The organism is Bradyrhizobium valentinum (assembly GCF_001440405.1).
GTDB lineage: Bacteria > Pseudomonadota > Alphaproteobacteria > Rhizobiales > Xanthobacteraceae > Bradyrhizobium > Bradyrhizobium valentinum.
The window spans coordinates 68,420-91,472 of sequence record NZ_LLXX01000120.1 but is presented as its reverse complement, the minus strand read 5'-3'; the positions used below and the strand labels follow the sequence as shown (position 1 = coordinate 91,472).

22 protein-coding genes are annotated in these 23,053 nt (G+C 63.9%); 11 read left to right on the top strand and 11 right to left on the bottom strand.

The window, feature by feature from the left end:
• Positions 1–1,508, top strand: a 1,508-nt coding sequence (locus CP49_RS20055) for a PAS domain-containing sensor histidine kinase (protein WP_156438527.1), incomplete at its 5' end; no start/stop codon positions are given.
• Positions 1,509–1,657: 149 nt separating this feature from the next.
• Here the strand turns inward: CP49_RS20055 and CP49_RS20050 are convergent.
• Positions 1,658–2,374 (bottom strand): glutathione S-transferase family protein, encoded by a 717-nt coding sequence (locus CP49_RS20050; RefSeq protein ID WP_057851938.1) that lies wholly within the window; start codon positions 2,372–2,374, stop codon positions 1,658–1,660.
• Between the two features lie 108 nt (positions 2,375–2,482).
• On the opposite strand from CP49_RS20050, the gene CP49_RS20045 reads away from it, so the two are divergent.
• From CP49_RS20045 to CP49_RS20030, 4 genes are all read left to right on the top strand, one after another.
• Positions 2,483–3,127, top strand: coding sequence for a TetR/AcrR family transcriptional regulator (locus tag CP49_RS20045; RefSeq protein ID WP_057851937.1), 645 nt, complete (start codon positions 2,483–2,485; stop codon positions 3,125–3,127).
• Positions 3,128–3,471: 344 nt separating this feature from the next.
• Positions 3,472–4,440 (top strand): Bug family tripartite tricarboxylate transporter substrate binding protein, encoded by a 969-nt coding sequence (locus CP49_RS20040; RefSeq protein ID WP_057851936.1) that lies wholly within the window; start codon positions 3,472–3,474, stop codon positions 4,438–4,440.
• On the top strand, positions 4,437–4,922 hold the full coding sequence (locus CP49_RS20035) for a tripartite tricarboxylate transporter TctB family protein (protein WP_057851935.1): 486 nt from the start codon (positions 4,437–4,439) through the stop codon (positions 4,920–4,922). Before CP49_RS20040 ends, CP49_RS20035 begins: the two co-directional genes overlap by 4 nt.
• Positions 4,922–6,421 (top strand): tripartite tricarboxylate transporter permease, encoded by a 1,500-nt coding sequence (locus tag CP49_RS20030; RefSeq protein ID WP_057851934.1) that lies wholly within the window; start codon positions 4,922–4,924, stop codon positions 6,419–6,421. The genes CP49_RS20035 and CP49_RS20030 overlap by 1 nt, the downstream gene beginning before the upstream one ends.
• Positions 6,422–6,508: 87 nt before the next feature.
• Here CP49_RS20030 and CP49_RS44795 read toward each other — a convergent pair whose 3' ends face one another.
• Positions 6,509–6,829, bottom strand: coding sequence for a hypothetical protein (locus CP49_RS44795; RefSeq protein WP_156438526.1), 321 nt, complete (start codon positions 6,827–6,829; stop codon positions 6,509–6,511).
• 386 nt (positions 6,830–7,215) lie between these two features.
• Here CP49_RS44795 and CP49_RS20025 point away from each other — a divergent pair, with 386 nt between their 5' ends.
• Entirely contained in the window at positions 7,216–7,497 is a 282-nt protein-coding gene (locus CP49_RS20025; protein ID WP_057851933.1) for a hypothetical protein, read from the top strand.
• A 248-nt stretch (positions 7,498–7,745) separates the two neighbouring features.
• Entirely contained in the window at positions 7,746–8,573 is an 828-nt protein-coding gene (locus CP49_RS20020) for a metallophosphoesterase family protein (RefSeq protein ID WP_057851932.1), read from the top strand.
• Here CP49_RS20020 and CP49_RS20015 read toward each other — a convergent pair.
• Positions 8,512–8,997, bottom strand: coding sequence for a Crp/Fnr family transcriptional regulator (locus CP49_RS20015; RefSeq protein WP_057851931.1), 486 nt, complete (start codon positions 8,995–8,997; stop codon positions 8,512–8,514). The two genes, CP49_RS20020 and CP49_RS20015, sit on opposite strands and share 62 nt — an antisense overlap.
• A gap of 136 nt (positions 8,998–9,133) precedes the next feature.
• Positions 9,134–9,451 (bottom strand): ArsR/SmtB family transcription factor, encoded by a 318-nt coding sequence (locus CP49_RS20010; RefSeq protein ID WP_057851930.1) that lies wholly within the window; start codon positions 9,449–9,451, stop codon positions 9,134–9,136.
• A gap of 115 nt (positions 9,452–9,566) precedes the next feature.
• Between CP49_RS20010 and CP49_RS20005 the strand changes: the two genes are divergently transcribed.
• The 3 genes from CP49_RS20005 (at position 9,567) to CP49_RS19995 (ending at position 13,585) form a co-directional block, all read left to right on the top strand.
• Positions 9,567–10,523: a threonine/serine dehydratase gene (locus CP49_RS20005; protein ID WP_057851948.1), complete on the top strand. Its 957-nt coding sequence runs from the start codon at positions 9,567–9,569 to the stop codon at positions 10,521–10,523.
• Between the two features lie 182 nt (positions 10,524–10,705).
• On the top strand, positions 10,706–11,731 hold the full coding sequence (locus tag CP49_RS20000) for a Fe(3+) ABC transporter substrate-binding protein (protein WP_057851929.1): 1,026 nt from the start codon (positions 10,706–10,708) through the stop codon (positions 11,729–11,731).
• A gap of 207 nt (positions 11,732–11,938) precedes the next feature.
• A complete protein-coding gene (locus CP49_RS19995; RefSeq protein WP_057851928.1) occupies positions 11,939–13,585 on the top strand; it encodes an ABC transporter permease in 1,647 nt (548 codons plus the stop codon).
• A 164-nt stretch (positions 13,586–13,749) separates the two neighbouring features.
• On the opposite strand, the gene CP49_RS19990 is transcribed toward CP49_RS19995, so the two are convergent.
• The 7 genes from CP49_RS19990 to CP49_RS19960 form a co-directional block, all read right to left on the bottom strand.
• The gene (locus CP49_RS19990; RefSeq protein WP_338060368.1) at positions 13,750–14,406 is read right to left on the bottom strand and encodes a GNAT family N-acetyltransferase; all 657 of its coding nucleotides are present in this window, start codon (positions 14,404–14,406) and stop codon (positions 13,750–13,752) included.
• A gap of 1 nt (position 14,407) precedes the next feature.
• The gene (locus CP49_RS19985) at positions 14,408–15,058 is read right to left on the bottom strand and encodes a 3-oxoacid CoA-transferase subunit B (protein WP_057851927.1); all 651 of its coding nucleotides are present in this window, start codon (positions 15,056–15,058) and stop codon (positions 14,408–14,410) included.
• A 21-nt stretch (positions 15,059–15,079) separates the two neighbouring features.
• Positions 15,080–15,787, bottom strand: a complete 708-nt coding sequence (locus CP49_RS19980; RefSeq protein WP_057851926.1) for a CoA transferase subunit A — start codon at positions 15,785–15,787, stop codon at positions 15,080–15,082.
• An 84-nt stretch (positions 15,788–15,871) separates the two neighbouring features.
• The gene (locus CP49_RS19975) at positions 15,872–16,645 is read right to left on the bottom strand and encodes a hypothetical protein (protein WP_057851925.1); all 774 of its coding nucleotides are present in this window, start codon (positions 16,643–16,645) and stop codon (positions 15,872–15,874) included.
• Positions 16,645–16,773 carry a hypothetical protein gene (locus CP49_RS48670; RefSeq protein ID WP_276326486.1) on the bottom strand — a complete coding sequence of 43 codons (129 nt, stop codon included), beginning with the start codon at positions 16,771–16,773 and terminating at the stop codon, positions 16,645–16,647. Before CP49_RS48670 ends, CP49_RS19975 begins: the two co-directional genes overlap by 1 nt.
• Before the next feature lie 77 nt (positions 16,774–16,850).
• Positions 16,851–17,303, bottom strand: a complete 453-nt coding sequence (locus CP49_RS19965; protein ID WP_245310766.1) for a hypothetical protein — start codon at positions 17,301–17,303, stop codon at positions 16,851–16,853.
• Positions 17,304–17,329: 26 nt separating this feature from the next.
• Positions 17,330–20,596 (bottom strand): CHAT domain-containing tetratricopeptide repeat protein, encoded by a 3,267-nt coding sequence (locus CP49_RS19960; RefSeq protein WP_245310765.1) that lies wholly within the window; start codon positions 20,594–20,596, stop codon positions 17,330–17,332.
• A gap of 480 nt (positions 20,597–21,076) precedes the next feature.
• Between CP49_RS19960 and CP49_RS19955 the strand changes: the two genes are divergently transcribed.
• Complete coding sequence (locus CP49_RS19955) at positions 21,077–23,002, top strand: AsmA family protein (protein ID WP_057851945.1); 1,926 nt, start codon at positions 21,077–21,079, stop codon at positions 23,000–23,002.
• Positions 23,003–23,053 lie beyond the last annotated feature (51 nt).

Genomic DNA, 23,053 nt, shown 5'->3' with positions numbered 1-23,053 from the left:
TCGGCATCCTGATCTACCGGCTCGACCGGCTGCTGTATGCCAACCCTGCCTTCCTGACGCAGATGGGCTATCTGAGCCTGCATGCGCTGGAAGACGCCGGCGGCCTCGACGCGCTCTACGTCGAACCAGGCGCCTCCAACGCCTCCTCGACATCGGACACCGGCAGACCGGTGACGATTTCCGCAAGCATGCCCGCGGATGCCGATGCGCAATCATCGGCCGCCGACGCCCGCCTCTACACGATTTCATGGGACGGCGATTCCGCCCTCGCCTTGATCTTCTCGGGCACCCGCCATGAGGGCGCGGCGATCGCGGCCGCCATCGCGCGAGCCGAGCCGGCATCGGCGCCTGACGTCTTCGAACCGGAGCCTGACGCTTCCGAACCGTCGGATGTCGGCCATGCCAACGCCGAAGACCTCGCCGCCATCCTCGACACCACGGCCGAAGGCATCCTGATGTTCGACGCCGAGGGCAACATCAATGCGGCCAACCGTAGCGCCGAAGCGCTGTTCGGCCATGACGGCAACGAACTCGCCAGGCGTAATCTCGCCGATCTCTTCGCGCCCGAGAGCCAGCACGGCGTGTTCGAATATCTCGCCGGCATCAAGGCGTCCGGCGTCGCCAGCCTGCTCGATCACGGGCGCGAGGTACTGGGCCGCGAAAGCAAGGGCGGCATCATCCCGCTGTCGATGACCATGGGCCGCACCCGCTCTGACGGCCCGAATTTCTTCGCGGTGTTCCGCGATCTCTCGCAAGCCAGGAAGACCGAGAGCGAATTGCGCGAGGCGCGGCGGCTGGCCGAACGCGCCGCCAATGCCAAGGCCGACGTGCTGGCGCGGATCAGCCACGAGGTCCGCACGCCGCTGAACGCCGTCATCGGCTTTTCCGAAGTGATGATCGGCGAGCGTTTCGGCGCGCTCGGCAACGAGCGCTACCTCGAATACATGAAGGACATCCGCGCCTCCGGCGAACGCGTGGTCGCCATCATCAACGACCTGCTCGATCTCTCAAGGATCGAAACCGGCAAGCTCGATCTCGCCTTCACCAACCAGAACCTTAACGAGCTGGTCGAGAGCTGCGTTGCGGTACTGCAGCCGCAGGCCAACCGCGAGCGCATCATCATCCGCACGTCACTGGCGCACACGCTGCCGCCCGTGACCGCGGACGCGCGGGCGCTGCGCCAGATCACGCTCAACCTGATCGGCAATTCGATCCATCTCGCCAATGCCGGCGGACAGGTCATCGTCTCGACCGCCTTGTCCGATTTCGGCGAGGTGATGCTGCGGGTCCGCGACACCGGCCATGGCCTCAACGATAATGAGGTCGCCGCCGCGCTCGAGCCGTTCCGCACGCGGGCGCCGTCGGATCAGGCCGAGAGTTCGAACTTCAGCCTGTCGCTGACCAAGGCCCTGGTCGAAGCCAACCGCGCGAAATTCCAGATCAAGACCGGCGGCCGTTCCGGCACGTTGATCGAGATCGTATTTCCGCACGCGATCGCGCGGGCTTAATCTTACTGCATCATAGCGGCTCAACCCTCATCCTGAGGAGCCCGCAGAGCGGGCGTCTCGAAGGATGGGCCACGGGCCTCATGGTTCGAGACGGCGCTCCGCGCCTCCTCACCATGAGGGTTACAGGCGTACGTAGCCGCAAGCGTCGATCATTCCGCTTTTGACGGAAGAAACGCCGGTACGCTGAGGCCCTGGCCGCGCAAGTAATCGGCCATCGGACCGACTACTTTGATGACCGCCGGTCTTGCCGTCATGCGCTGCCGCCATTGCAGAAGCCTCGGCGTTTCGCTGGTCATGTCGGCGCCCCAGCGCGCGCCGAAGAGCTGGGCCATATAGAACGCGATATCGGCAAAGGAATACGCGCCGCCGAGAAACTCGCGGTCATCAAGCACGCTCTCCATTGTTCGATAGTAAGCGGCAGCGCCCGCGCGCGCGAGCTCCGCGGCGGGATCATCAGGCGTTTTCCAGAGCTGCATCAACTTGATGATATGAGGGAAATAGACCTCATCCGATTCATGTTCCAGCCGGCGAGACCACGCGCGCGCTGCAGACATCGCAGGCCACAGCGCAGGATGAGGCTCGATGTCTTCAAGATACTCGAAAATTTGGGTGGAATCGAAGATCTCGAGGTCACCGTCGATCAGTACTGGGACCTGTCGTTTCGGATTGATGCGCAGCACTTCAGGATGCTTTGGCGCATAACCCTCCTTCATGGTGAAGGGGACCATGACCAGTTCGAAATCGATGTTCTTCTCGTGCGCCGCGATCTGGACCTTTGCGCCGAACATGCTCAGGGGACCGGAGAACAGCCGGATTTTGCGATCGCTGCCTCGCGCTTCTCGATCGGATCGAACATTCTCGGGCATCGATGTTCCTCCACGATCATCACACTCGCGAGATCAAAAACAAACAGGTTGCCCTGTTTTTGTCAATCCGATAGACGGCTTCTGTGCCGATAGCGGTGGGAGTTCCTCATGACCAAGAAACCGGCCAGCGGCCGCTCGCGAACCAACGATCCCGCCGGAGTGAGAAAGCGCATCCTGGATGCAACAGCGGACGCCTTCCAGAAGCGGGGCTATCACTCGACCAGCACGCACGACATTGTTCGCGCGGCCGGCGTAACGGCGGGCGCCCTCCACCATCATTTCCCCACGAAGAAGGTGCTTGCGCTCAACGTCATCCAGGAGCGCGTCGCGCAAGCCGTCGACAAGCATTGGCTCGAGCCGGTCAGGTCCGCACGCGGCGCGGAGGAAGGGATACGTACGGCGTTCGAGCAGATCGCGTCGGCCCTCGATCGGTCCAGGGCTATTCTGGGATGCCCGCTCAACAATCTGGCGCTCGAGCTTTGCGCGGCAGATTCCGAATTTCGAGAGGCGATCGAGAGCATCTATGACAATTGGCGCAAGGTGATTGCCGACAAACTGCGGGCGGATTTCGCCGGCGCTTTCGACGCCGAGGCCTTGGCCACCTTCGTCATTGCGTCTTATTCAGGCGCTATCGCCCAGGCCAAGGCAAAGCAAAGCACGACTCCTCTTCGGACGTGCGCCACGCAATTGGCGTTTCACTTTCGCTCAAGGCAAATGCCGAAGACGAAAGCCGCCCGCGCTTCAAGGCCGTAGCGAAATTTTCGGAGGCTAATCCAGAATCGCGATCAGCACACGGTGCTTTCTCCGCTCCCTCTCCCCGTCCTTCACGGGGTCGAGACGAGCGAAGCTCGCTCTTAGAGGGTTGGGGTGAGGGGCCCTCTCCGCGAGCTCTGAATGACGTGAGACCTGTACCCCCTCACCCGGCGCTTCGCGCCGACCTCTCCCCGCAAGCGGGGCGAGGTTGGAGATGCGGCGAGATCTTTTACTGAAGGACCGGGTTCGGACACGTAAAGGTCCTGCTGGACAGCGACGCCTTTTCCGGCTGATATGCGACGAATTGACACATAATGGCTCCGCGTGAGCCTGGAGGAAATCCCATGATCCCGTTTCATGCGCGCCTGTTCGGCGCGGTCGTCGCGTTGAGCCTTGCAGCAGGCGGCCCTGCCCTCGCGCAGCAGCTCGAGCTCAAGATAATGGCGCCTGCTGCACCCGGCGGCGGATGGGATCAAACCGCCCGCTCGATGCAGCAGGCGCTGGTCGCCGCCAAGATCGCCCGCAGCGTCCAGGTGACGAACGTTGCCGGCGCCGGCGGCAGCGTCGGCATCGCGCAGTTCGTCAACGGCGCCAAGGGCGACGGCAACCAGATGATGGTGAACGGTTTCGTCATGGTGGGCGCGCTCGCCATGAACAAGTCGCCGGTGACGCTCGAACAGGTGACGCCGATTGCGCGGCTAACCGAGGAAATCCAGGTGATCGTGGTGCCGGCGAATTCGCCGATCAAGACGGCGGAGGATCTCGCCGCCGCCGTGAAGGCCGATATCGCGAAAGTGACCTTTGCCGGCGGCTCCGCCGGCGGCGTCGACCATGTGATGGCGGCGTTGTTTGCGGGAACGATCGGCGCCGACGCGAAGAAGATCAACTACATCCCGTTTTCCGGAGGCGGCGAGTCGCTGGCGGCGATTCTCGGCGGCAAAGTCACCGCCGGCATTTCCGGACTGAGTGAGTACGAAGGCCAGATCAAGTCAGGCAAACTGCGCGCGCTCGGCGTGACGTCGGAGAACCGCATCGCCGGCCTCGATATTCCGACCTTCAAGGAACAGGGGATCGACCTCGTGCTCGCCAACTGGCGCTCGGTCGTCGCGCCTCCCGGCATCACGCCGGAACAGCGTAAGACCCTGAGCGATGCGGTGGAGAAGATGGTCAAGTCGGACGCCTGGAAGGACATCCTCAAGCAGAAGGGCTGGGATGACGCCTATCTCGGCGGCGATGCGTTCGCGGATTTTCTGAAGAAGGAAACCGCGCGCGTCACTGACGTGCTGAAGTCGGTCGGCCTAGTCAAATCATGACGGATAGTCCGCAGGAGCCGGCGGCGCGGCGCGTCGATCGTGCCGGCGTCGTCGTTGCGCTCGCGCTCGCGGCACTTGCCGCGGTGCTGGTATGGGACTCGCGTCAACTGCCATCAACCACGATGTACGGGATGGGGCCCGAGGTGATGCCGGTCGTCATCGCGATCGGACTCGGCCTGCTCGCGATCGGCAATCTGATCGACGCCCTGCGCGGCGACCTGCCGCCGCGCGAGAGCGCCGATCCCAGGGCTGTGCTGCTGATCCTCGGGGGTCTGGTGCTGCTGATCGCCATCATCGGCCTCGGCGGCGGCTTCATCCTTGCGACCTCGGCGCTGTTCGTCACCACCTCGGCGGCCTTCGGACGGCGCGCCATCCTCGCCGACTTCGCGATCGCCATCGTGATCACCACGCTCGTCTACCTCGCCTTCGATCGGCTGCTGACGCTCAGTCTTCCTGCCGGCCCTCTGGAAAGACTGCTGTAATGGAAACTTTTGCCGCGCTCGCGCATGGCATGGCTGTCGCCGTGCAGCCCATGAACCTGCTCTACGCGCTGGTCGGCGTGTTCCTCGGCACTGCGGTCGGCGTGCTGCCCGGCATCGGCCCGGCGCTCACCGTCGCATTGCTGCTGCCGGTCACCTACAAGCTCGATCCCGGCGGCTCGCTGATCATGTTCGCCGGCATCTATTACGGCGGCATGTATGGCGGATCGACCACCGCCATCCTGATCAACACGCCCGGCGAGAGCGCATCGATGGCGACCGCGCTCGAGGGCAACAAGATGGCCAGGGCCGGGCGCGGCGGTCCGGCGCTTGCGACCGCGGCGATCGGCTCGTTCGTCGCGGGCACGCTCGCGACCATCGGCCTCGCCTTTCTGGCGCCGTGGCTGGTCGATTTCGCGGTGCGCTTCGGGCCTGAAGATTACTTTGCGCTGATGTGCGTGGCCTTTGTCACGGTGTCGGCGACCTTCGGAAATTCGCCGGTCCGCGGACTGACCAGCCTGTTCATCGGGCTGACGCTCGGCCTGATCGGCATCGATAAGCTCACCGGCCAGGCCCGGCTCGCGTTCGGCATCCCCGAACTGCTCGACGGCGTCGAGGTGACGACGCTGGCGGTCGGCCTGTTCGCCTTGGGCGAAGCGCTCTACGTCGCATCGCGCCGCCATCACGCCGAGGAGAAGATCGAGCCGGTGCGCGGCTCGCTGTGGATGACGATGGAAGACTGGAAGCGGTCGTGGAAAGCGTGGCTGCGCGGAACGATGTTCGGTTTTCCGATCGGCGCGCTGCCTGCCGGCGGCGCGGAAATTCCGACCTTCCTGTCCTACTCGACCGAGAAGCGGCTGTCGAAACATCCAGAGGAATTCGGCAGGGGCGCGATCGAAGGCGTCGCGGGGCCGGAAGCCGCCAACAACGCCTCCGCCGCCGGCACCCTGGTGCCGCTGCTGACGCTCGGGCTGCCGACCTCGGCCACGGCTGCGATGATGCTGGCGGGCTTTCAGCAATACGGCCTGAACCCGGGGCCGCTGCTGTTTGCCGAGCGGCCCGATCTGGTGTGGGGCCTGATCGCCAGCCTGTTCATCGCCAATGTCATGCTGCTGGTCCTCAACCTGCCGCTGGTTGGCCTGTGGGTGAAGCTGCTCGCGATCCCGCAGCCGTGGCTGTACGCCGGCATTCTCGTGTTCGCGACCATGGGCACCATCGCGGCAAAGCCATCGGTCGTCGAACTGTCGATGCTGGCAGGTTTTGGCGTGCTGGGCTTTTTGATGCGCAGGTTCGATTTTCCGATCGCGCCTGTCGTCGTCGGTCTCATCCTGGGGCCGATCGCCGAAAGCCAGTTGCGCCGGGCGCTTGCGATCAGCCTCGGCGATCCGCTGGTGCTGCTGCAAAGTCCGATGTCGGCCACGCTGCTCGGCATCGCGCTGATCGCGCTACTGGCGCCGTTCGTGCTGAAGGGGCTCGGTCGGTTCAGGGCAAGCGAGGATTAGGGCCGACCGAGTTGAGCGGCCGGCCACCACCGCTGTGCTGCGATCAGACGCGGCCCACGATGCTTCACGGTCCGCTCGAATGCGTTGTTAGAAGGCAGCACGTTTACCCCTCACCAGTCGCGCCAATCCCCATAATGGCACTGCAAGAACAGCACCCCAAAGAATGCTGTTTCCAAGAACGACCGCCCACTGTAGCGGGGACGATAACCCCTTGGTTTGGACGTGTGAGATGGGCGAAAGGAGCGTGTCCGAAAGCGCCGTGGCCAAACTTTCGAGTTGGCTCATATCGCCACCCGAGTCGAAGCGCCCCATTCCCAAGGAAAAACTGACGAGAAGAGAACTCAACGCCAACAATAAATGAACGGTTGCCAAAACTGCGGCAATCGTGAGGTATCTCAGGCGATTCATGCCGCCTCCTAACGCCCTGGTTGACCGGCGGCAAAATTAAACGGGCTCATGAACATTCGTACCTTTCCTTGTTTGCGGCAGTCGATAGGACATCATACAACTTGTCTCCGCCGATCACGCCAAGCCGGTCAATCAATCGCGGGCGGGCGAGAACGACTGCTTTGGAGAAAAGGCTCGAACTTCCGATTTTGGCACTTTTGCGAAGTGCCGGCCGGCACGGAGATTGTCTGCTTATCGGGGTAGACCGGAAGTGGTCGGCCTAAATTTTTGGGTCGCCGATTTCACGAAATATTGGTCGACTTCTCTCCGGTAAAGGCGCACCGTTCCTGTGACGCTTGGACTGAGTTTGCGTAAACTTATCTAAACCACACTCCAGGCGGCCTAACATGCGCGCCCCAGACCCCGTCGTAACGTTTATTGTAGTTCTCGTAGTCGGCCTCGCCGCTGGCTTTCTGTTCGACCGGCTTGCGGGGCCGTCATGGCTTGCTCGTCAATTCTCCGGATCAACCCGCGGCATCGTCACAAGCGCATTGGTGGGTATTGCTGGCGCGTTGATTGGCTATCACATCGCGGTTCTTCTCGCCCTCGGCGGCGGGATAGTGACGTCGGTAATTGCAGCGGCGCTCGGGGCGACTGTGGTGCTGTTCGCATGGCGGATGGCTAAATAGTAAAAAATAATTCTGCTCGTGGCACTTAGCGTCGTTTCGCTGCGATGCGGCATTTGGTCCGCCATCGGCGCATATCGGACATCGAGTAGCCATCAAGCTCGATTTATGGGTACGCGCCCTGATCCTTTCAGCGGGGAGCGATCCCGTCTGAACATCAGGGTCGGCACAATTCTTGCTCGAATCCAGTCTGCCTGAACGCATCCGCCTGCGGATCGCCTGTTTCCCGGGCATTTTTGGATTTGATTATTATGCGCTGCCTTGTCGTTGCCGATTTGCATTATTCATTGCCGCAGTTCGACTGGCTGCTTGCGGCAGCGCCGCAATTCGACGTCGTCATTTTCGCCGGCGACGCGCTCGACGTTGGATCGTTGGTCGATTTTCGCGCGCAGATTCTGGTCGTGAAAAAATACCTGTCGCTGCTATCAGGCATCACGCGGGTCATTCTCTGCTCGGGCAATCACGACCTCGACGAGCGCAGCGCGGAAGGCGAAAAGATCGCACGCTGGATCGGCGATATCAGCGAACTCGGCATCGCCTGCGACGGCGACAGCCTCACCATCGGCGGCACGCACTTTACCGTGTGTCCATGGTGGGACGGGCCGCTCGTCAAGAGCCGCATCGAATCCCAGCTTCGCGACGCCGCGGCGGAACGGGCGCAGCGCTGGATCTGGGTGCATCATGCGCCGCCGGCAAATTCGCCGACGAGCTGGGGCGGCAAGCGGTTCTTCGGCGACGTCGAGCTGTTGCAATGGATCGCGCAGTACCAGCCTTCCATGGTGATCTCAGGACACGTCCATCAATCGCCGTTCGTCCCCGACGGGTCGTGGTTCGACCGCATCGGCACGACCTGGGTATTCAATGCCGGCCTGCAGCACGGCCGTCCGCCGGTCTGCATCGTGCTCGACTTCGATGAGGGCGCAGCGTTCTGGATTGCGGCCGGCGAGGCGCAACGTATCGACCTGTGCGCGCCCTTGCTGCGGCCGGCGGCGGGAATCGAGAACCCGCCGGCCTGGCTTACATCCTTGGGTCGGATTGCCGATCCGAGCCTGGCGAAACCTGCGTCGGCGGCAGGTTGATCATGCTCTGCAGGAGCTCGCCGACCATCGAGAGGTGGTTACCGTGATCGCTATACTGATGCATGAGATCGGCGAGATAGGTGGTCGCGACATTGAGGCGCTGCGCCAGCAACCGCGCGATCAACAGCGCCACCGCCGGCTGGTCACGCAGGAACGCCGCGGCATCGTCGAACTCGTAGACCACTGAATCGGAAGCGGCGCGCACGGTTGCCGTATGGGGCTGCTCGAGCAGCACCGACATTTCCCCGAGCATCGCCCCCGGCTCGCTGAGGACGGCCACGACGCTGTCGCCCTTTATGACTTCAAGCCGCCCCCGGACCAGGACAAAGAGATGCCCGGTCCTGCTGCCCTCGTGAATGAAAGCCGTGCCGGCCGGCACCTCCCGTTCCACCCCTCCGGTGCAATAGTCCAGTACCGCGCGCATTGGCATCATCTCCGCTTCGGCCGAGACTAGGCACTGATGACGCCGAGGTCGAACGGATAACGTGCGCTGCGCTGCTCAAAATGTCGGCACGGAGCGCCCAGCGTCGGCGCGCGCTGGCGCAGCCCGCGACCGAACATCAGATCTTCTCGAGCATGCGGGCTTTCAGCTTGGCGATGCGCGCTTCATCGCGCTTGTAGAACGTCCACTGCTTGACGCGCTTGGCGCTCACCAATCCCGCCTGCGATAATATCTTCAGATGCTCGCTCACGGTGGGCTGGCTGACGCCGAGCTTTTCGGCAATCAAGACACCGCAGACCCCGTCCTTGACAAGGTCGCCGTCGACCTGGGGGCGAAAATGCGCCCGGGGGCGTTTCAGCCATTCCAGGATCAACAGCCGCCGATCGCTGGCGAGCGCGCGAAAAGCAGACTCGACGCCATCCTCGAAAGAAGCCATATTGCTAATTAGCTAAATGACTAATTTCTGTCAATCGGGCCCGTCTCGGCTTGGGCTTATCGATTTCGCCCTGTTCGATTTCGCCTTGTTCGATCTTGCTTGGGAGTGCGTTGCAATGGATGCGTCAGCGGATGCCGTTACATCGGAAATGATCGCGCAATGCGAGCGGCTGATCCGGCCCTTTGTCCGGCGGACGCCGGTGGTCCAGGTCGATGGCGCCGAGTTCGGTCTTCCGAGCCATCCCCTCACGCTCAAGCTAGAGCTTCTGCAGCATTCCGGCTCGTTCAAGGCGCGCGGCGCTTTCGCCAACCTGCTGACCCGCGACGTGCCGAAGGCCGGCGTGGTGGCGGCGTCCGGCGGCAACCACGGCGCGGCCGTCGCCTATGCGGCAATGAAGCTCGGCAAGCCGGCCAAGATCTTCGTTCCCAGCGTCTCTTCGCCGGCGAAGGTGCAGCGTATCAGGGACTACGGCGCCGACCTCACGATCGAGGGCGAACGCTATGCCGATGCGCTCGCCGCCAGCGAGGCATGGGCGCAACAAACCGGCGCATTGCCGGTGCCGGCATTCGACCAGAACGAAACCATCATGGGACAGGGAACGCTCGGCCTCGAACTCGCCGGCCAGGCGCCGGATATCGATACGCTGCTGGTGTCGGTGGGCGGCGGCGGATTGGTCGCAGGACTTGCCGCCTGGTACGCCGGCCGTATCAAGGTGATCGGGGTCGAGCCGCTTGCATCGCCGACGCTGACGAGGGCTTTTGAGGCCGGCCATCCGGTCGATGCGGAGGCCGGCGGACTGGCGGCGGATTCACTGGCGCCGAGACGTGTGGGTGAACGGGTTTTTCCGATCGTCCGGAAATACGCACGACAAACGGTGCTGGTTTCCGACGCCGCGATTGCCGATGCTCAGGAGACGCTTTGGCGCGCCCTGCGCATCGTGGCAGAGCCGGGTGGCGCGGCTGCATTTTCCGCGATCCTGTCGGGCGCGTACAAGCCCAGCGCGGACGAACGAATTGCGATCATCGTCAGCGGCGGCAACACCGCCGCTGTTGATTTCGACCGCACCCGTTGATTGCTAACAGGCCGCGTGACCGCTTGCTTCCGGCCCCGGAAGCCCGCCACATTTGGAATCGCTCTAAAATCAGATACTGGAATCGCTCTAAATGAAGCCGGTCGCGACATCCGGTCGCTGACGGCACGGTGGTCGCTGCGCTACTGAAATCGACACCTCAACCAATCTGCCGGGCAGCTTTCATGATGAACTTTCGCGCTACCGCCGCAACCGCAGCGTTGCTTTGTTTCACCGCGTTTGGAGCGTCGCCGGCGTCCGCCGACGGCGAAGTCAACGTCTACACCTATCGCGAAACCAAGCTGATCCAGCCGCTGTTCGACGCCTTCACCAAGGACACCGGCATCAAGGTCAACGTCGTTTCCGCAAGCTCTGGCCTCGAGCAGCGCATGAAGACCGAAGGCGCCAACAGCCCCGCCGACGTGCTGCTGACGGTCGACATCGGCCGCCTCGACGACGCCGTGAAGGCCGGCGTCACCCAGCCGATCAAGTCGGTGGTGATCGACGAGATCGTGCCGGCGCAGTACCGCGATCCCGACGGCCACTGGGCCGGCATTTCCATGCGAGCGCGCGTGATCTACGCCTCGAAGGACCGCGTCAAGCAGGACAAGATCACCTACGAAGAGCTCGCCGATCCCAAATGGAAGGGCAAGATCTGCATCCGCTCCGGCCAGCACATCTACAACAACGGCCTGTTCGCGGCCTACACGGCGAAGTACGGCGAGGCCAAAGCCGAGGAATGGTTGAAGGGCGTGAAGGCCAACCTGGCGCAAAAACCCTCCGGCGGCGACCGCGAAGCCGCGCGCGACGTCGCGGCCGGCAAGTGCGACATCGGCATCGGCAACACCTATTACTGGGCGCTGATGATGAACAACGACCCCGAGAAGAAGCCGTGGGCGGAAGCCACCAAGGTGATCCTGCCGACCTTCGAAGGCGGCGGCACCCACGTCAATCTCTCCGGCGTCCTCCTGGCGAAGAACGCGCCCAACAAGGCCAACGGCGTCAAGCTGATCGAGTGGCTCGTCGGTGACAAGGCGCAGCAGATCTACGCCGATTCCAACTACGAATACCCGGTTCGCGCCGGCGTCGCCGTCAACCCGACGATTGCGGGTTACGGCAAGCTCACGGCCGATCCGCTGCCGATCGCCAAGATCGCCGCCAACCGCAAGGCGGCCTCGACGCTGGTGGACAAGGTCGGATTCGATAATTGAGCTTCCGTGAAGCGATAGAACCGTGATCGTGCGGAGAGCACAACTGCGTCCCCTCCCCCCTTGCGGGGGAGGGTTAGGGAGAGGGGTAAGCCACACGGGCAGTTTAGCTCGTGGCTACCCCTCTCCCCCGCCCTCCCCCGCAAGGGGGGAGGGAGCCCACCTGTACAAGCGGACATATTTCGGCCCATCCCGCCGACGTGTGCCGACGTGAATCCCGCCGCGCGCTCGGGGCGGATCGCCGCGGCCATCGCGGTTGCCACCGCCGTTCTCGTCGCCGCCCCCGTTATTTCCATCATCGCTCTCGCGATGCAGCCCGCGCCCGACGTCTGGCAGCACCTCATCGATTACGTGCTGCCGCGCACCCTGCTCGACACCACGCTGCTGCTCGGCGGCGTCGGCGCCTTGTCGCTTGCGATCGGCACCGGCACGGCGTGGGCGGTCTCGCTGCATGAATTCCGCGGCCGGCAAATGCTGCTATGGCTGCTGCCGCTGCCGCTCGCGATCCCCACCTACCTCGCTGCCTATGTCTATGTCGACCTGTTCGAGCCGCTGGGCCTGGTCCACCGTACGCTCGCGCTGTGGCTTCCGTTGCAGGACGCGGTGCGCGTGCTTCCCAATTTGCGCTCGCTGCCCGGCGCCATCATCGTGATCGGGTTGGTGCTTTACCCTTACGTCTATCTTTCAGCGCGTACGATGTTCCAGTTCCAGAGCGCTGAGTTCGCCGAGGCTGCGAAGACGCTTGGCGCCGGCCGCTGGATCACTTTCTGGCGCATCTCGCTGCCGATGGCGCGGCCGGCGCTGGCGGTCGGCGTGGCGCTGGTGTCGCTGGAAACGCTGAACGACATCGGCGCCAGCGAATATCTCGGCGTCCGCACGCTCACGGTGTCGGTGTTCACCACCTGGCTCAACCGCGGCAGCCTTGCCGGCGCGGCGCAGTTGTCCTGCTTCATGCTCGCCATCGTGGCCGGGCTGATTGCGATCGAGCGCTACGGCCGGCGCAATGTCACGACGGAATTCTCCGCCGAAAGCCCGCGGCTTACGCAACGGACCCCGCTCACCGGCATCAAGGGCGGTTGCGCCCTCGCCGCCTGCCTGCTGCCGGTCTGCCTCGGATTTCTGGTGCCGCTCTGGTATCTCGCGCATCAGAGTTTCAAGCGCGGGCTGTTTGCGAATTTCGACATGGCGCTGTGGCGCGACGCCTTCAACTCGGTCGCGTTCGCGAGCCTTGCGACGCTGACTGCGCTGCTGCTGGGATTTGCGACCATCCTGGCCTGGCGCTGGCGGCCGAATACGCTGCGCTCCGTCGCGATGAACATCGCACAGACCGGCTACACGCTGCCCGGGCTGGTGCTGGCGCTCGGGCTGCTCGCGCCGGTGCTCGCCATCGACAACGCGCTGAATACGCTCGCCGGATGGCTCGGCCGTTCGCTGCCGGGACTGATCATCGTCGGCTCCGGCGCCGCCGTTGTCATCGCCTATGTGATCCGGTTTCTGGCGGTGCCGACCGGATTCATCAAGGCAGGCTTTGAGCGGATTCCGCGCGACTACGACGACAGCGCACGCGCGGTCGGCGCCGGCCAGACCATGACGATGCGGCTGATCCATCTGCCGCTGCTGCGCCCCGCCATGGTCGGTGCCGTCATCGTCGTGTTCGTGGATTGCCTCAAAGAGTTGCCGGCGACACTGTTGCTGCGACCGCTTAACGTCGAAACGCTGGCAACCTCGATCTACCAGTACGCCAGCCGCGGCAGCTTCGAGGAAGGCGCGCTCGCGGCGCTGCTGATCGTCGCCGCCAGCATCGGCCCGGTGGCGTGGCTGACACGGTTTTCGGACATCCCGAGCGGGCCGGCGTAGGTTGAACAACACTCTCGTCGTCCCTGCGAACGCAGGGACCCATAACCACCGGCCGTTGTTGTTACGAAGGCAACTGGCTCCAGCGCCAAAAAGAGAGGCCGCGGCGTATGGGTCCCTGCGTTCGCAGGGACGACAGCGACAGCGATCTCTATGCCATTCACGTTCTAGATCGCGCGCGCAAACCGCCGGAAGCCCGGCGAACCTGTAATCGCTTCGAATGCCGGGGCGCGTTTTTCTTCAGCAAAGGAAAAACCGGCTTTGGAATAACAGCGCTCGGCCGCCTCGTTGCCGATCAGAAACGAGATCGAGGCCCGCTCGAATCCCGCTTCCCTGCCGGCCGCGAGTGCGTGACCGATCAGCGCCTGCACCAGTCCGCGCCCGCGATACTCCGGCAGCGTCGCGACATGCTCGATCAGCCAGTCGCCCTCGCCGCCCTGCACCCAGCAATTCGCTCCATAGGCGCCACGCCGGAAGATCGCCTTCAGATCGGTGGCGCTCAGCCCTATCGCGGTCGCCACCTCCTGGATCGCTGCTCGCGCGGCGGCCTCGGTGCCTTCAGCGGGCAGCGCGCAGAGCGATGCCGCCGGCTCACCCTCGACTTCAGCGACGATGAACTGGGTGATGTGCCACCACGATTGCGTTGGCGCGATCGCGATGCATTCGACGAACGCAAGGCATTGCGGCTCGTCCCAGCCAAGCGCGATGTCAAACCAGCCGCGCGGGAACGGGCCGCGCTGCGAGGACAGGATATTGCGGGCAATGAAGCTTGCGTCTTCGGGACGCGCGGGACGGATCGCAGGTCGCGACCGCCCCGCCATCATGTCAGGCGTTCTTCAGCGCGACGCGGAACTCGGCTTCGGTCTTCGCCTTCACCTCGTCCAGCGTGACACCGTCGGCGAGTTCGATCAGCGCCATGCCGTCCTTGCCGTGCTTGTCGATGGTGAAGACGGCGAGATCGGTCACCACCATGTCGACGACGTGCTCGCCGGTCAGCGGCAGGTTGCACTTCTTCAGAAGCTTGGGGCCGTCCTTGGCGGAGTGCTCCATCACGACGACGACGCGCTTGACGCCGGCGACGAGGTCCATGGCGCCGCCCATGCCCTTCACCATCTTGCCGGGGATCATCCAGTTGGCGAGGTCGCCGTTCTGCGCCACCTGCATCGCGCCGAGGATCGACAGATCGATATGCCCGCCGCGCACCATGCCGAAGGAATCGGCCGAGGAGAAATAGCTGGTCGACGGCAGTTCGCTGACCGTCTGCTTGCCGGCGTTGATGAGGTCGGCATCCACCTCATCCTCATAAGGGAATGGTCCCATGCCGAGCATGCCGTTCTCGCTCTGCAGGTTCACGTCCATGCCCTCGGGGATGTAGTTCGAGACCAGCGTCGGAATGCCGATGCCGAGATTGACGTAATAGCCGTCGCGCAACTCTTTCGCGGCACGCGCGGCCATCTGTTCACGGGTCCAGGCCATGTCAGTTCTCCTGTGTCGCGCTTAGGCTGCGGGGCGCGGGCGGGTGTTGCGGAACTCGATCCGCTTCTTTCCCGTGCCCACTTCGATGATGCGCTTGACGAAAATGCCGGGGGTGTGGATGTGATCGGGATTGAGTTCGCCGGCGGGAACCAGATGCTCGACCTCGGCCACCGTGATCTTGGCGGCGGTCGCCATCATCGGGTTAAAGTTGCGCGCGGTCTTGCGATAGATCAGGTTACCGGCGGTGTCGCCCTTCCAGGCATGAACGATGGCGAGGTCCGCGAACAGGCCGCGCTCCATGATGTATTTCTCGCCGTCGAATTCCTTCACTTCCTTGCCTTCGGCGATCAGCGTGCCGACGCCGGTCTTGGTGTAGAAGGCCGGGATACCGGCGCCGCCGGCGCGGATGCGCTCGGCCAGCGTGCCCTGCGGGTTGAATTCGAGTTCCAGTTCGCCGGCAAGGTATTGCTGGGCGAACAGCTTGTTCTCGCCGACATAGGACGAGATCATCTTTTTGATCTGCCGCGTTTCCAGGAGCCGGCTCAGGCCGATGCCGTCCACGCCGGCATTGTTGGAGACAACCGTCAGATTCTTGACGCCGGAATCGCGGATCGCGTCCGACAGGGTTTCGGCAATACCGCACAGACCGAAACCGCCCGACATGATCATCATGCCGTCCTTTAGGACGCCATCGAGTGCCGATTTGGCGTCAGGGTAGACCTTGTTCATGGATGTTTGACCTGATGGAGGGAACGGCCGAATGCCGGCATTGTCGGGATTATTAGGCGAATTTTTCGCGGTGCGTCAATGTGCTCAGCCGCCAATAACGCCCTTCAGACCGGCATACAGGGACCCGGCAGCGGTCCCCACGATCCCCACCATGGGCCCGGCCGCCGTCATCAGGTCCTGAATGATGCGAGCGCGGCGGCGCAGGTGCTCCGGGCCGACATGCCGACCGACGAGCAGGCCTGCAGCCTTGTAGGCGAGCGGGTTGGGCTTGCCGCCGCCCTGCGTCACCGTTTTCGGCAGCACATCGACAATCAGGAAGCCGAGAATGTTGCCGGTCACGAAAGCGAGCGCGATGCTGGCGGTATATTCGATCACCTCTCGCCATTCGACCCAAGGCCCGGGCACGATCGGAACATTGTCGTTGATGCCGGTCACGGCGAGCATGCATGTCACGGCGATCGCCGCCGTCAAAAACCCGACCGCAATGGCGCCGCGCCACCCGATTTTCAGATGCGAATGAATCAGGAAGCCGAACGGCAGCGGAATGACCACCGAAGCAAGCCGGAGATAGAGCGGAGTAATGTCCAAGATGATGGTGATGAGGATGTGAGCGGCCACCAGCAGGATAACCGGGATCAGGACATAGGCGAGCGAATGAACGCCGTAGTATCGCAAAGGGGAACGAATCCGCTCGATGCGCGCATTGGTCCGATCGAGCTCACGCTGCAGGGCGTCGAGTTCGATGACGATTTTCTCGATCTCGATGATGACAGGGCGTACGATCCGCAGATCCCGCGAGCAATGTTTGCAGACGACCGCCTCATCCTTGATCGTTTCGGCGCAGAACGGGCATTCCATCAGGCTGACCGATTTTTTCTGCGGCGCGTGAGCGCCTCGAGTTCGCTCTTCGCGCGCTCCAGTTCGAGGCGCAACGTGTCGCGCTTGCGCGCCAGTTCGTTACGCTCCGCCATCAGCGACTCCGGCACCGCGATCTCCCGCGAGCAGGAGCCGCACACCAGCGCCTCGGGTGGATTTTCCCTCGCGCAGTATGGACAGGCGGCGCTCAGGGGACGACCTTCAGGATGAAGCTCGTCGTCCCGACACGCCCGTCGGTGTCCTTGACGTCGACCCGCACCATGTGCTCGCCAGCCGGCAGTTCGACCTCCGGCATATCAATCCCGCGCGGCCCAACGAAGGATTTGACGCGCGACGTGAGATCGACGTTCGGGGTCCGGAGATAGGTCATCTTGACCGAATCCGGATCGATCTTGGCCCCGCCATAGGGTTCGAATTTGAGCTGAAGCCGCATCGGAGACCGGAGCTGCCCGCCGCCGGTCAGGAGATCGACCTTGGGTCCCCGCGTGATTCCGCGCCGCTCGGTCGCGATCGCGCCTTTTGGCGGCGGCAGCGCGGCTTCCTCGGCCGTGATCAAAACCTGCGCCGCTTCCGCCGGCATCGCTCCGGCGGCGATAATCGCAATACTTCCCAACAGAAGCCGCAAGCCGCAGATACGCACGATCGTTCTCCCCCTGCCCTTCAACATTATCTCACGCCGCCATCGCCGATGATGGTGTACGGCGCCCAAAACAGCGGATGTGCATAAGCGAATTCGGCCTTGCCGTCGGCACCAGCGTAGCCGGAGCCGTCCACCAGAGCCATCATCGCCAGCCGCAGCGCTTCACCACGCGTCAATTTAGGATCCTGCGCCTGCCGCCTGAACAGATCGGTCACCAGTTCACGCGCCGACTGCGAGTGAACCGACCAGTTGGTCACCAGCAGCGCGCGGGTGCCGGCGTAGAAAAACGCGCGGCCGAGGCCTGAGGCGGCTTCGGCGCCGGCGCCTGCTCCGGCGCCGGTGTTGCACGCCGACAGCACGACCCAGTCGGCGTCGAGCTTCAGCCCAAGGATTTCCTCCATCGTCAGCAGGCCGTCACCCTCGCCTCCGGTGACGGTGGGCGATGACAGCGCCAGCGCAGGCTGCGACAGGCCGTTCAGCTCGCCGGGCACGAGGCCATGAGTGGCGAACGCCAGCACCTTGAAACCCGAAAGATCCATCGTCTTGACCGCCTGCTCGCTGGCCTGCTTGCCGAGGTTGAGGACTTTCGACGGATCGGCCTGCAGCGCCAGCGCGATCGACTTCAACTCGTCCGACGTATCGGGCAGCCGCGGCAACATCGCCAGCTCGGCGCTGTCGACGCCATCGAGTTTCGGGCTGTTGCGCCGCTTCAATGGACCGCCGCGCGTCGTGTTGCCGGAGGCATCGGCGACCCTGACCTTGTCGGCGTTGTCAGCCTCGGCTTCCTGTTCCTTGCTGAAGTATGGATCGCCGAACGCGATCAGCTCGCCGCGGCCCGGCTTGCCGGGCGGCAGTTGACGCAAGGTGCGCAGCGCCGCGGCCGAAGGGACGGTCGTGACCGCGTGCGTCCGCGCCAGCCACGGCACATCCTTGTAGCTTGCAAACAGCGGACCGTCGTCGCTGCGGATCTCGGCCGGCGCCGTTGGCAACAGCGACAATGGCAGCAGGCCGAGCGCGCCGTTGGTCACCACGATCAGGTTCTTTGCCGGTCTCCATCCGCTCTCGACTGGCTGCAGCAGCAGCGAATAAAGCTCATGCGCGAGCTTGAGATCGAACGGCGGAATATCCGAGATCATCGCCGCCTGCGGCTCCAGCGCCTCGCGCAGCTTGCGGACCTTGCTCTCGATATCGCCGCTTGTTGCCTTGATCGCGGCGAACGCGACCGGGCCGTTCTTCGGCACCGCCCAGACGAAGCTGCTGGTCTGCCCGAAATAGAATGACAGCATCGCCTCGCCGTCGGCCAGCGTCGCCCTGATCTGCTCGACCGATGGCGGCTTTGGCGAGATCAGGTCTGCATAAACCGGGAAGCGCCGGCTGATTTCCTGCCGCGCCTTGGTGCGATCGGCGCGCAGGGCGTTGATCGAAGCATTGATCGCCTGAACGCCTTTCTCGTCCCGCTCGTGCGACGGCAGCGACAACACGTTGGTGAGCGTTCCGAGCTGCGCATTCACCTGCTTGCCGAGGTCCTGTTCTTTCCGCACCAGTTCGGCCAGCGCCGGATCCTTGGCGGCGGCACGCGCACTCGATGCCGCCAGCGCCTGCTGCACTGAGCGGCCGCGAATGGCATCGGCAAGGCTGAAGGTCTCAGCGCCGACATCGCCGGACGCATTCTTCTCCTGCGCCAGCATGTTCAGATACGCCTCGACGATGCCCTGCAGGCGCTGGCTGCGCGCCGCAACCGCGGTTGTATTATCGTCATCGGCGTTCTCGCGCGAGGACGCCATCAGGATCGGAATCGTCGCCCTGAATTCGCGGATCGCGTCCTGGTCGCGTTCGGCCCGCATCAGGCCGATCGCCAGCGTACCGCGGGCCGAGGCGGTATCGAAATGATTTTCGCCGACGCGGGAAATCTGCTTCTTCACGAGCTGTTCGGCCGCCGCGATGCCGGCCTCGAGCTGCCCGGAGGCATAGAGCGAGGAAATCCGCCCGCCGTTGAGCTCAAAGGTCTGCCGTCGCGCCGGCTCCCAATTGGCGATGGCCTTGTCGATCTGCGCATAGACCGCGATCGCATCCCGGCCCTTGCGCTGGAGGTTGAGGATGCCGCCGAGCTGCGACAATTGCTGCACGTTGTTGACGGAATCCTCGGCGACGCCAACGGTCCGGCTGATCTCCAGGGATACCCGCGCCAGTTGCTCTGCCTCGACGTAACGGCCCTGCCCGACCAGAATGTCGGCCAGCCCCCCGATGAAGCGTGGCGTGACGGGACTGTACTTGCCCTGATTTTTCAACTGCGACAGCAGCGCACGGCGGGCGTCGACCTCGGCCTCCGCGAGCCGTCCCTGCCGCGCCTTCACGCGAGCTTGGCTGAGTACGGTAAAGTCAACAGCGAGCACGAGGCTGGACTCGGAAGGCGGATGCTCTGAACCTAACAGGCCTTTGATCCCTGCTCGCCTGCGCAGTTCGCCAAGTTTGAACGAGGCCTCGGCCTCGCGGAATTGCCCCCGCGCTTCGAACAGCATGGCGCGGCCGAGCTCGATTTCGGCCTCCCAGTTCTGGCCGTAGTTATTGTAGGCCTCCCGCTTGCCCGGATGGCCGCTGGTCCGGAATTCCTGAATCTGCGGCTGGCTGCGGCGCAGATAGGCGTCCGCCTGGGCGATATCGCCCATCTGGATCAGGAATCCCGCAATCGCGCGGTTGGCGCCGTACACGAACCCCCTGGCCCCCTTCTGGTTGGATGTCTCGCGAAGCAGCCGCTGATACAGTTCAAAGGCCTTCTTGGGATCGCCGGCCGCGGAGTATTGTTGGGCAGCGAGCGAAATCAATCTTCCCATCAAGAGGGCGGAAACCGCCCCACGTCCGACTTCAATGGCCTTGTTCGCGTCGGCGATGGAATCGGCGAGCCGGCCGAGCTGGGCCCTGGCGTTGCCGCGGTCGAAATAGAACTGCGCCAGGTCTTCCCGCGATTCCTTGCCGGTCGGCTTTGCGTCTGCCTCGGCCTTCAGCTCCTCGATCGTCTTGAGATCGGCCTTCTCGCTGTCCAGGATCGCGGTGATATCGGTGATCGTTCGCGGTGGCGCAACGAATCCGGCGGGCAGCGCGCTGCCGGGCGCAACTTTCGGTGCGGCTTCGGTTGGAATGGCGACCGCGACATTGGCGCGGCCATTGGCCTTGTCGAGCGCGGCCATCACGCAGGCGCGGACCTGGGGCCTCGCCTTCTCGCGGCAGGCCTCGATATTTCCCGCCCCACCGGAGGCTCGCATGCAGGCCTGAACAATCGGCCTGCCGACGCTCATCCTGCAACTCTCCAGCGCGGACTCGACGCTAAGCGCGTGCGCCACCGAAGCCGTTACCGCAAGCACCGCCGTCACGATGGCGCATCTTGACGTAGCGGCTTGAATTGCAAGGAAGTCGGCGCGCTTAAAACGCAGCAGGAGAGAATTACTATGCGAGGACATTTAATGACCCCCAATAAACATTCACAATGTGCAATAAGGAAATACTAGCAAGTCGGCCCATGGCTGTCATGGAATTCCAAAGCCGGGCATCCAGGGACCTCTGGTCGCATCCGGAATCGTACGGGCTTTGGGCGGAGCGGGCTGTAAAGGCCTGTGATCTCCACCTAAGAACCGGCGTTGTCGGCCTTGAAAGCGTCAAGAAAACGCTTCAAGTTGCGTGGGTTGGCAGGGGCTTACCGATGCGCCGCCTGCCCTGATCAGCGCCCTTTAAGCAGCAACCCGAGCTCGGTTTAGCCAGATCCGGATATGTCATTGACGATGGCCCAAGGAATGAAGCGCCTCGGGATGCCGATTGCGGCGCTGTTTGGCGTGGCCGTGCTCGCCCTGATCGGAACCTCCTGGTTCCTCAACCGCGACGCGCTGCGGCAGGCGGTCGAAGCGCAGATCCGCGCGGTCACCGGGCTCGATCTGGTCGTCACCGGCGCGATCGACGTTTCGGTGTTTCCGGGGAGCTATGTTTCCTTTCACAATGTCGGGCTGAAGGGCGGCGGCACCGCCGACCCCGCGCTGCAGGTCGATGTGCTGACCGCGAACCTGCGCCTGCTGCCGCTGTTGCTGCGCCGTTTTGAAATCGCAGATGTCATGATGCTGCGGCCGCATATCCGCGTCGTCAGGGAAGCAGGTGGCGAGAGCAACTGGACGCCGTTCATCGAACGGATCGCGCGCACGATGAAGCCCGGCGCCGAGAACCAGGTCTCGTTCTCCGAAATCCGAATTCAGGACGGCGTGATCAAATATGAGGACGCCACCAACAACGTCAAAGAGCAGCTGAGCGACATAGATCTGTCGCTGGCCTGGCCGTCGATCTCGCGCTCGTTCGCGGCGACCGGACAATTCGACTGGCGCGGCGAGCGCGTCGACGGCTCGATCTCGGCCAGCGACTTCGTTGCGATGCTGTCTGGCGACCGCTCGGGCCTGAAGGCGCGGCTGGTCAGCGCGCCCTTGAAACTCGCCTTCGACGGCGCGGTCGCCAACCGCACCAGCCTGATGATGGAAGGCACCGTCACCGCCGACAGCCTGTCGCTGCGCAACGCGCTGCGCTGGATGGGGCAGCCGGTGCCCGGCAGCGGCGGCTTCGGCCGTTTCGCGCTGAAAGCCCGCGCCAATGTCGTCGGCGCCTCGGTCGCGCTGACGAACGTGAATGTCGAGCTCGACGGCAATGTTGCCGAAGGCGTGATGACGGTTGCCAATAACGGCCGCCAGACACTGCAGGCAACGCTGGCGGCCGGCGCGCTGGATTTCACGCCCTACATCTCGACCTTCCGCCTGCTGGCGAGCGGCGCGCGCGACTGGAATCGGCAATTGTTCGACCTGACGTCGCTTTCCGCCACCGACCTCGACATGCGCCTGTCGGCGGCGCGGGTGACGGTCGGCGGGACCAAGCTCGGCCGCACCGCCCTGGGCGCCAACCTGCGCGGCGGCGCGCTGGCGCTCTCGGTCGGCGAAGCGCAGATGTATGGCGGCATTGCCAAGGGCTCGTTCGGGATCGCGCGCTCGGATACGGTGGCCGACGTCAAGGCGCAGTTGCAGTTCACCGACGTCGATCTGCAGGCCTGCGCCAATGAATTGTTCGGCATCACCAAACTGTCCGGCCGCGGCAATCTCGGCCTCTCGCTGGTGGCGTCGGGCGCGAGCCCGTTCGGGCTCGCCTCCTCGCTCGACGGCACAGCGACGATGACCGGTCATGACGGCGCGATCGCAGGCTTCAATGTCGAGCAGCTCCTGAAGCGGCTGGAGCGGCGGCCGTTGTCCGGCGGCGGCAACTTCCGCAGCGGTTCGACGCCTTACGACAATCTCTCGGTTTCGGTGCGGTTCAACGACGGCATCGCCACTGTCGAGGATATCCGCGTCGACGGACCGACGACGCGCCTGACCTTGACCGGCACCGCCTCGGTGCCAAGCCGCGAATACGATCTCAAGGGCGTCGCCAGCCTGACCTCGGCCGCCGCCGGCGGCGACAAGGGCTTTGAGCTGCCCTTCGTGGTGCAGGGCCCGTGGGACGATCCGCTGGTATTTCCCGATCCCGAAAGCCTGATCCGCCGCTCGCCTGGCGCAGCCCCGCTGCTGGACGCCGTGAAAGACCGCAAGACGCGGGACGCAGTGCGCTCGGTGATCGAGCGGTTTACGGGTGGCGGACCGAGGCCGGCGGCGGCGGATGGGCCGGCTGGGGCGAAGGCGAATTAGCTTGGTCGCCCGGATGAGCAGCTTGTCCGCTGTAGCTCGAAGAGCGTAGGC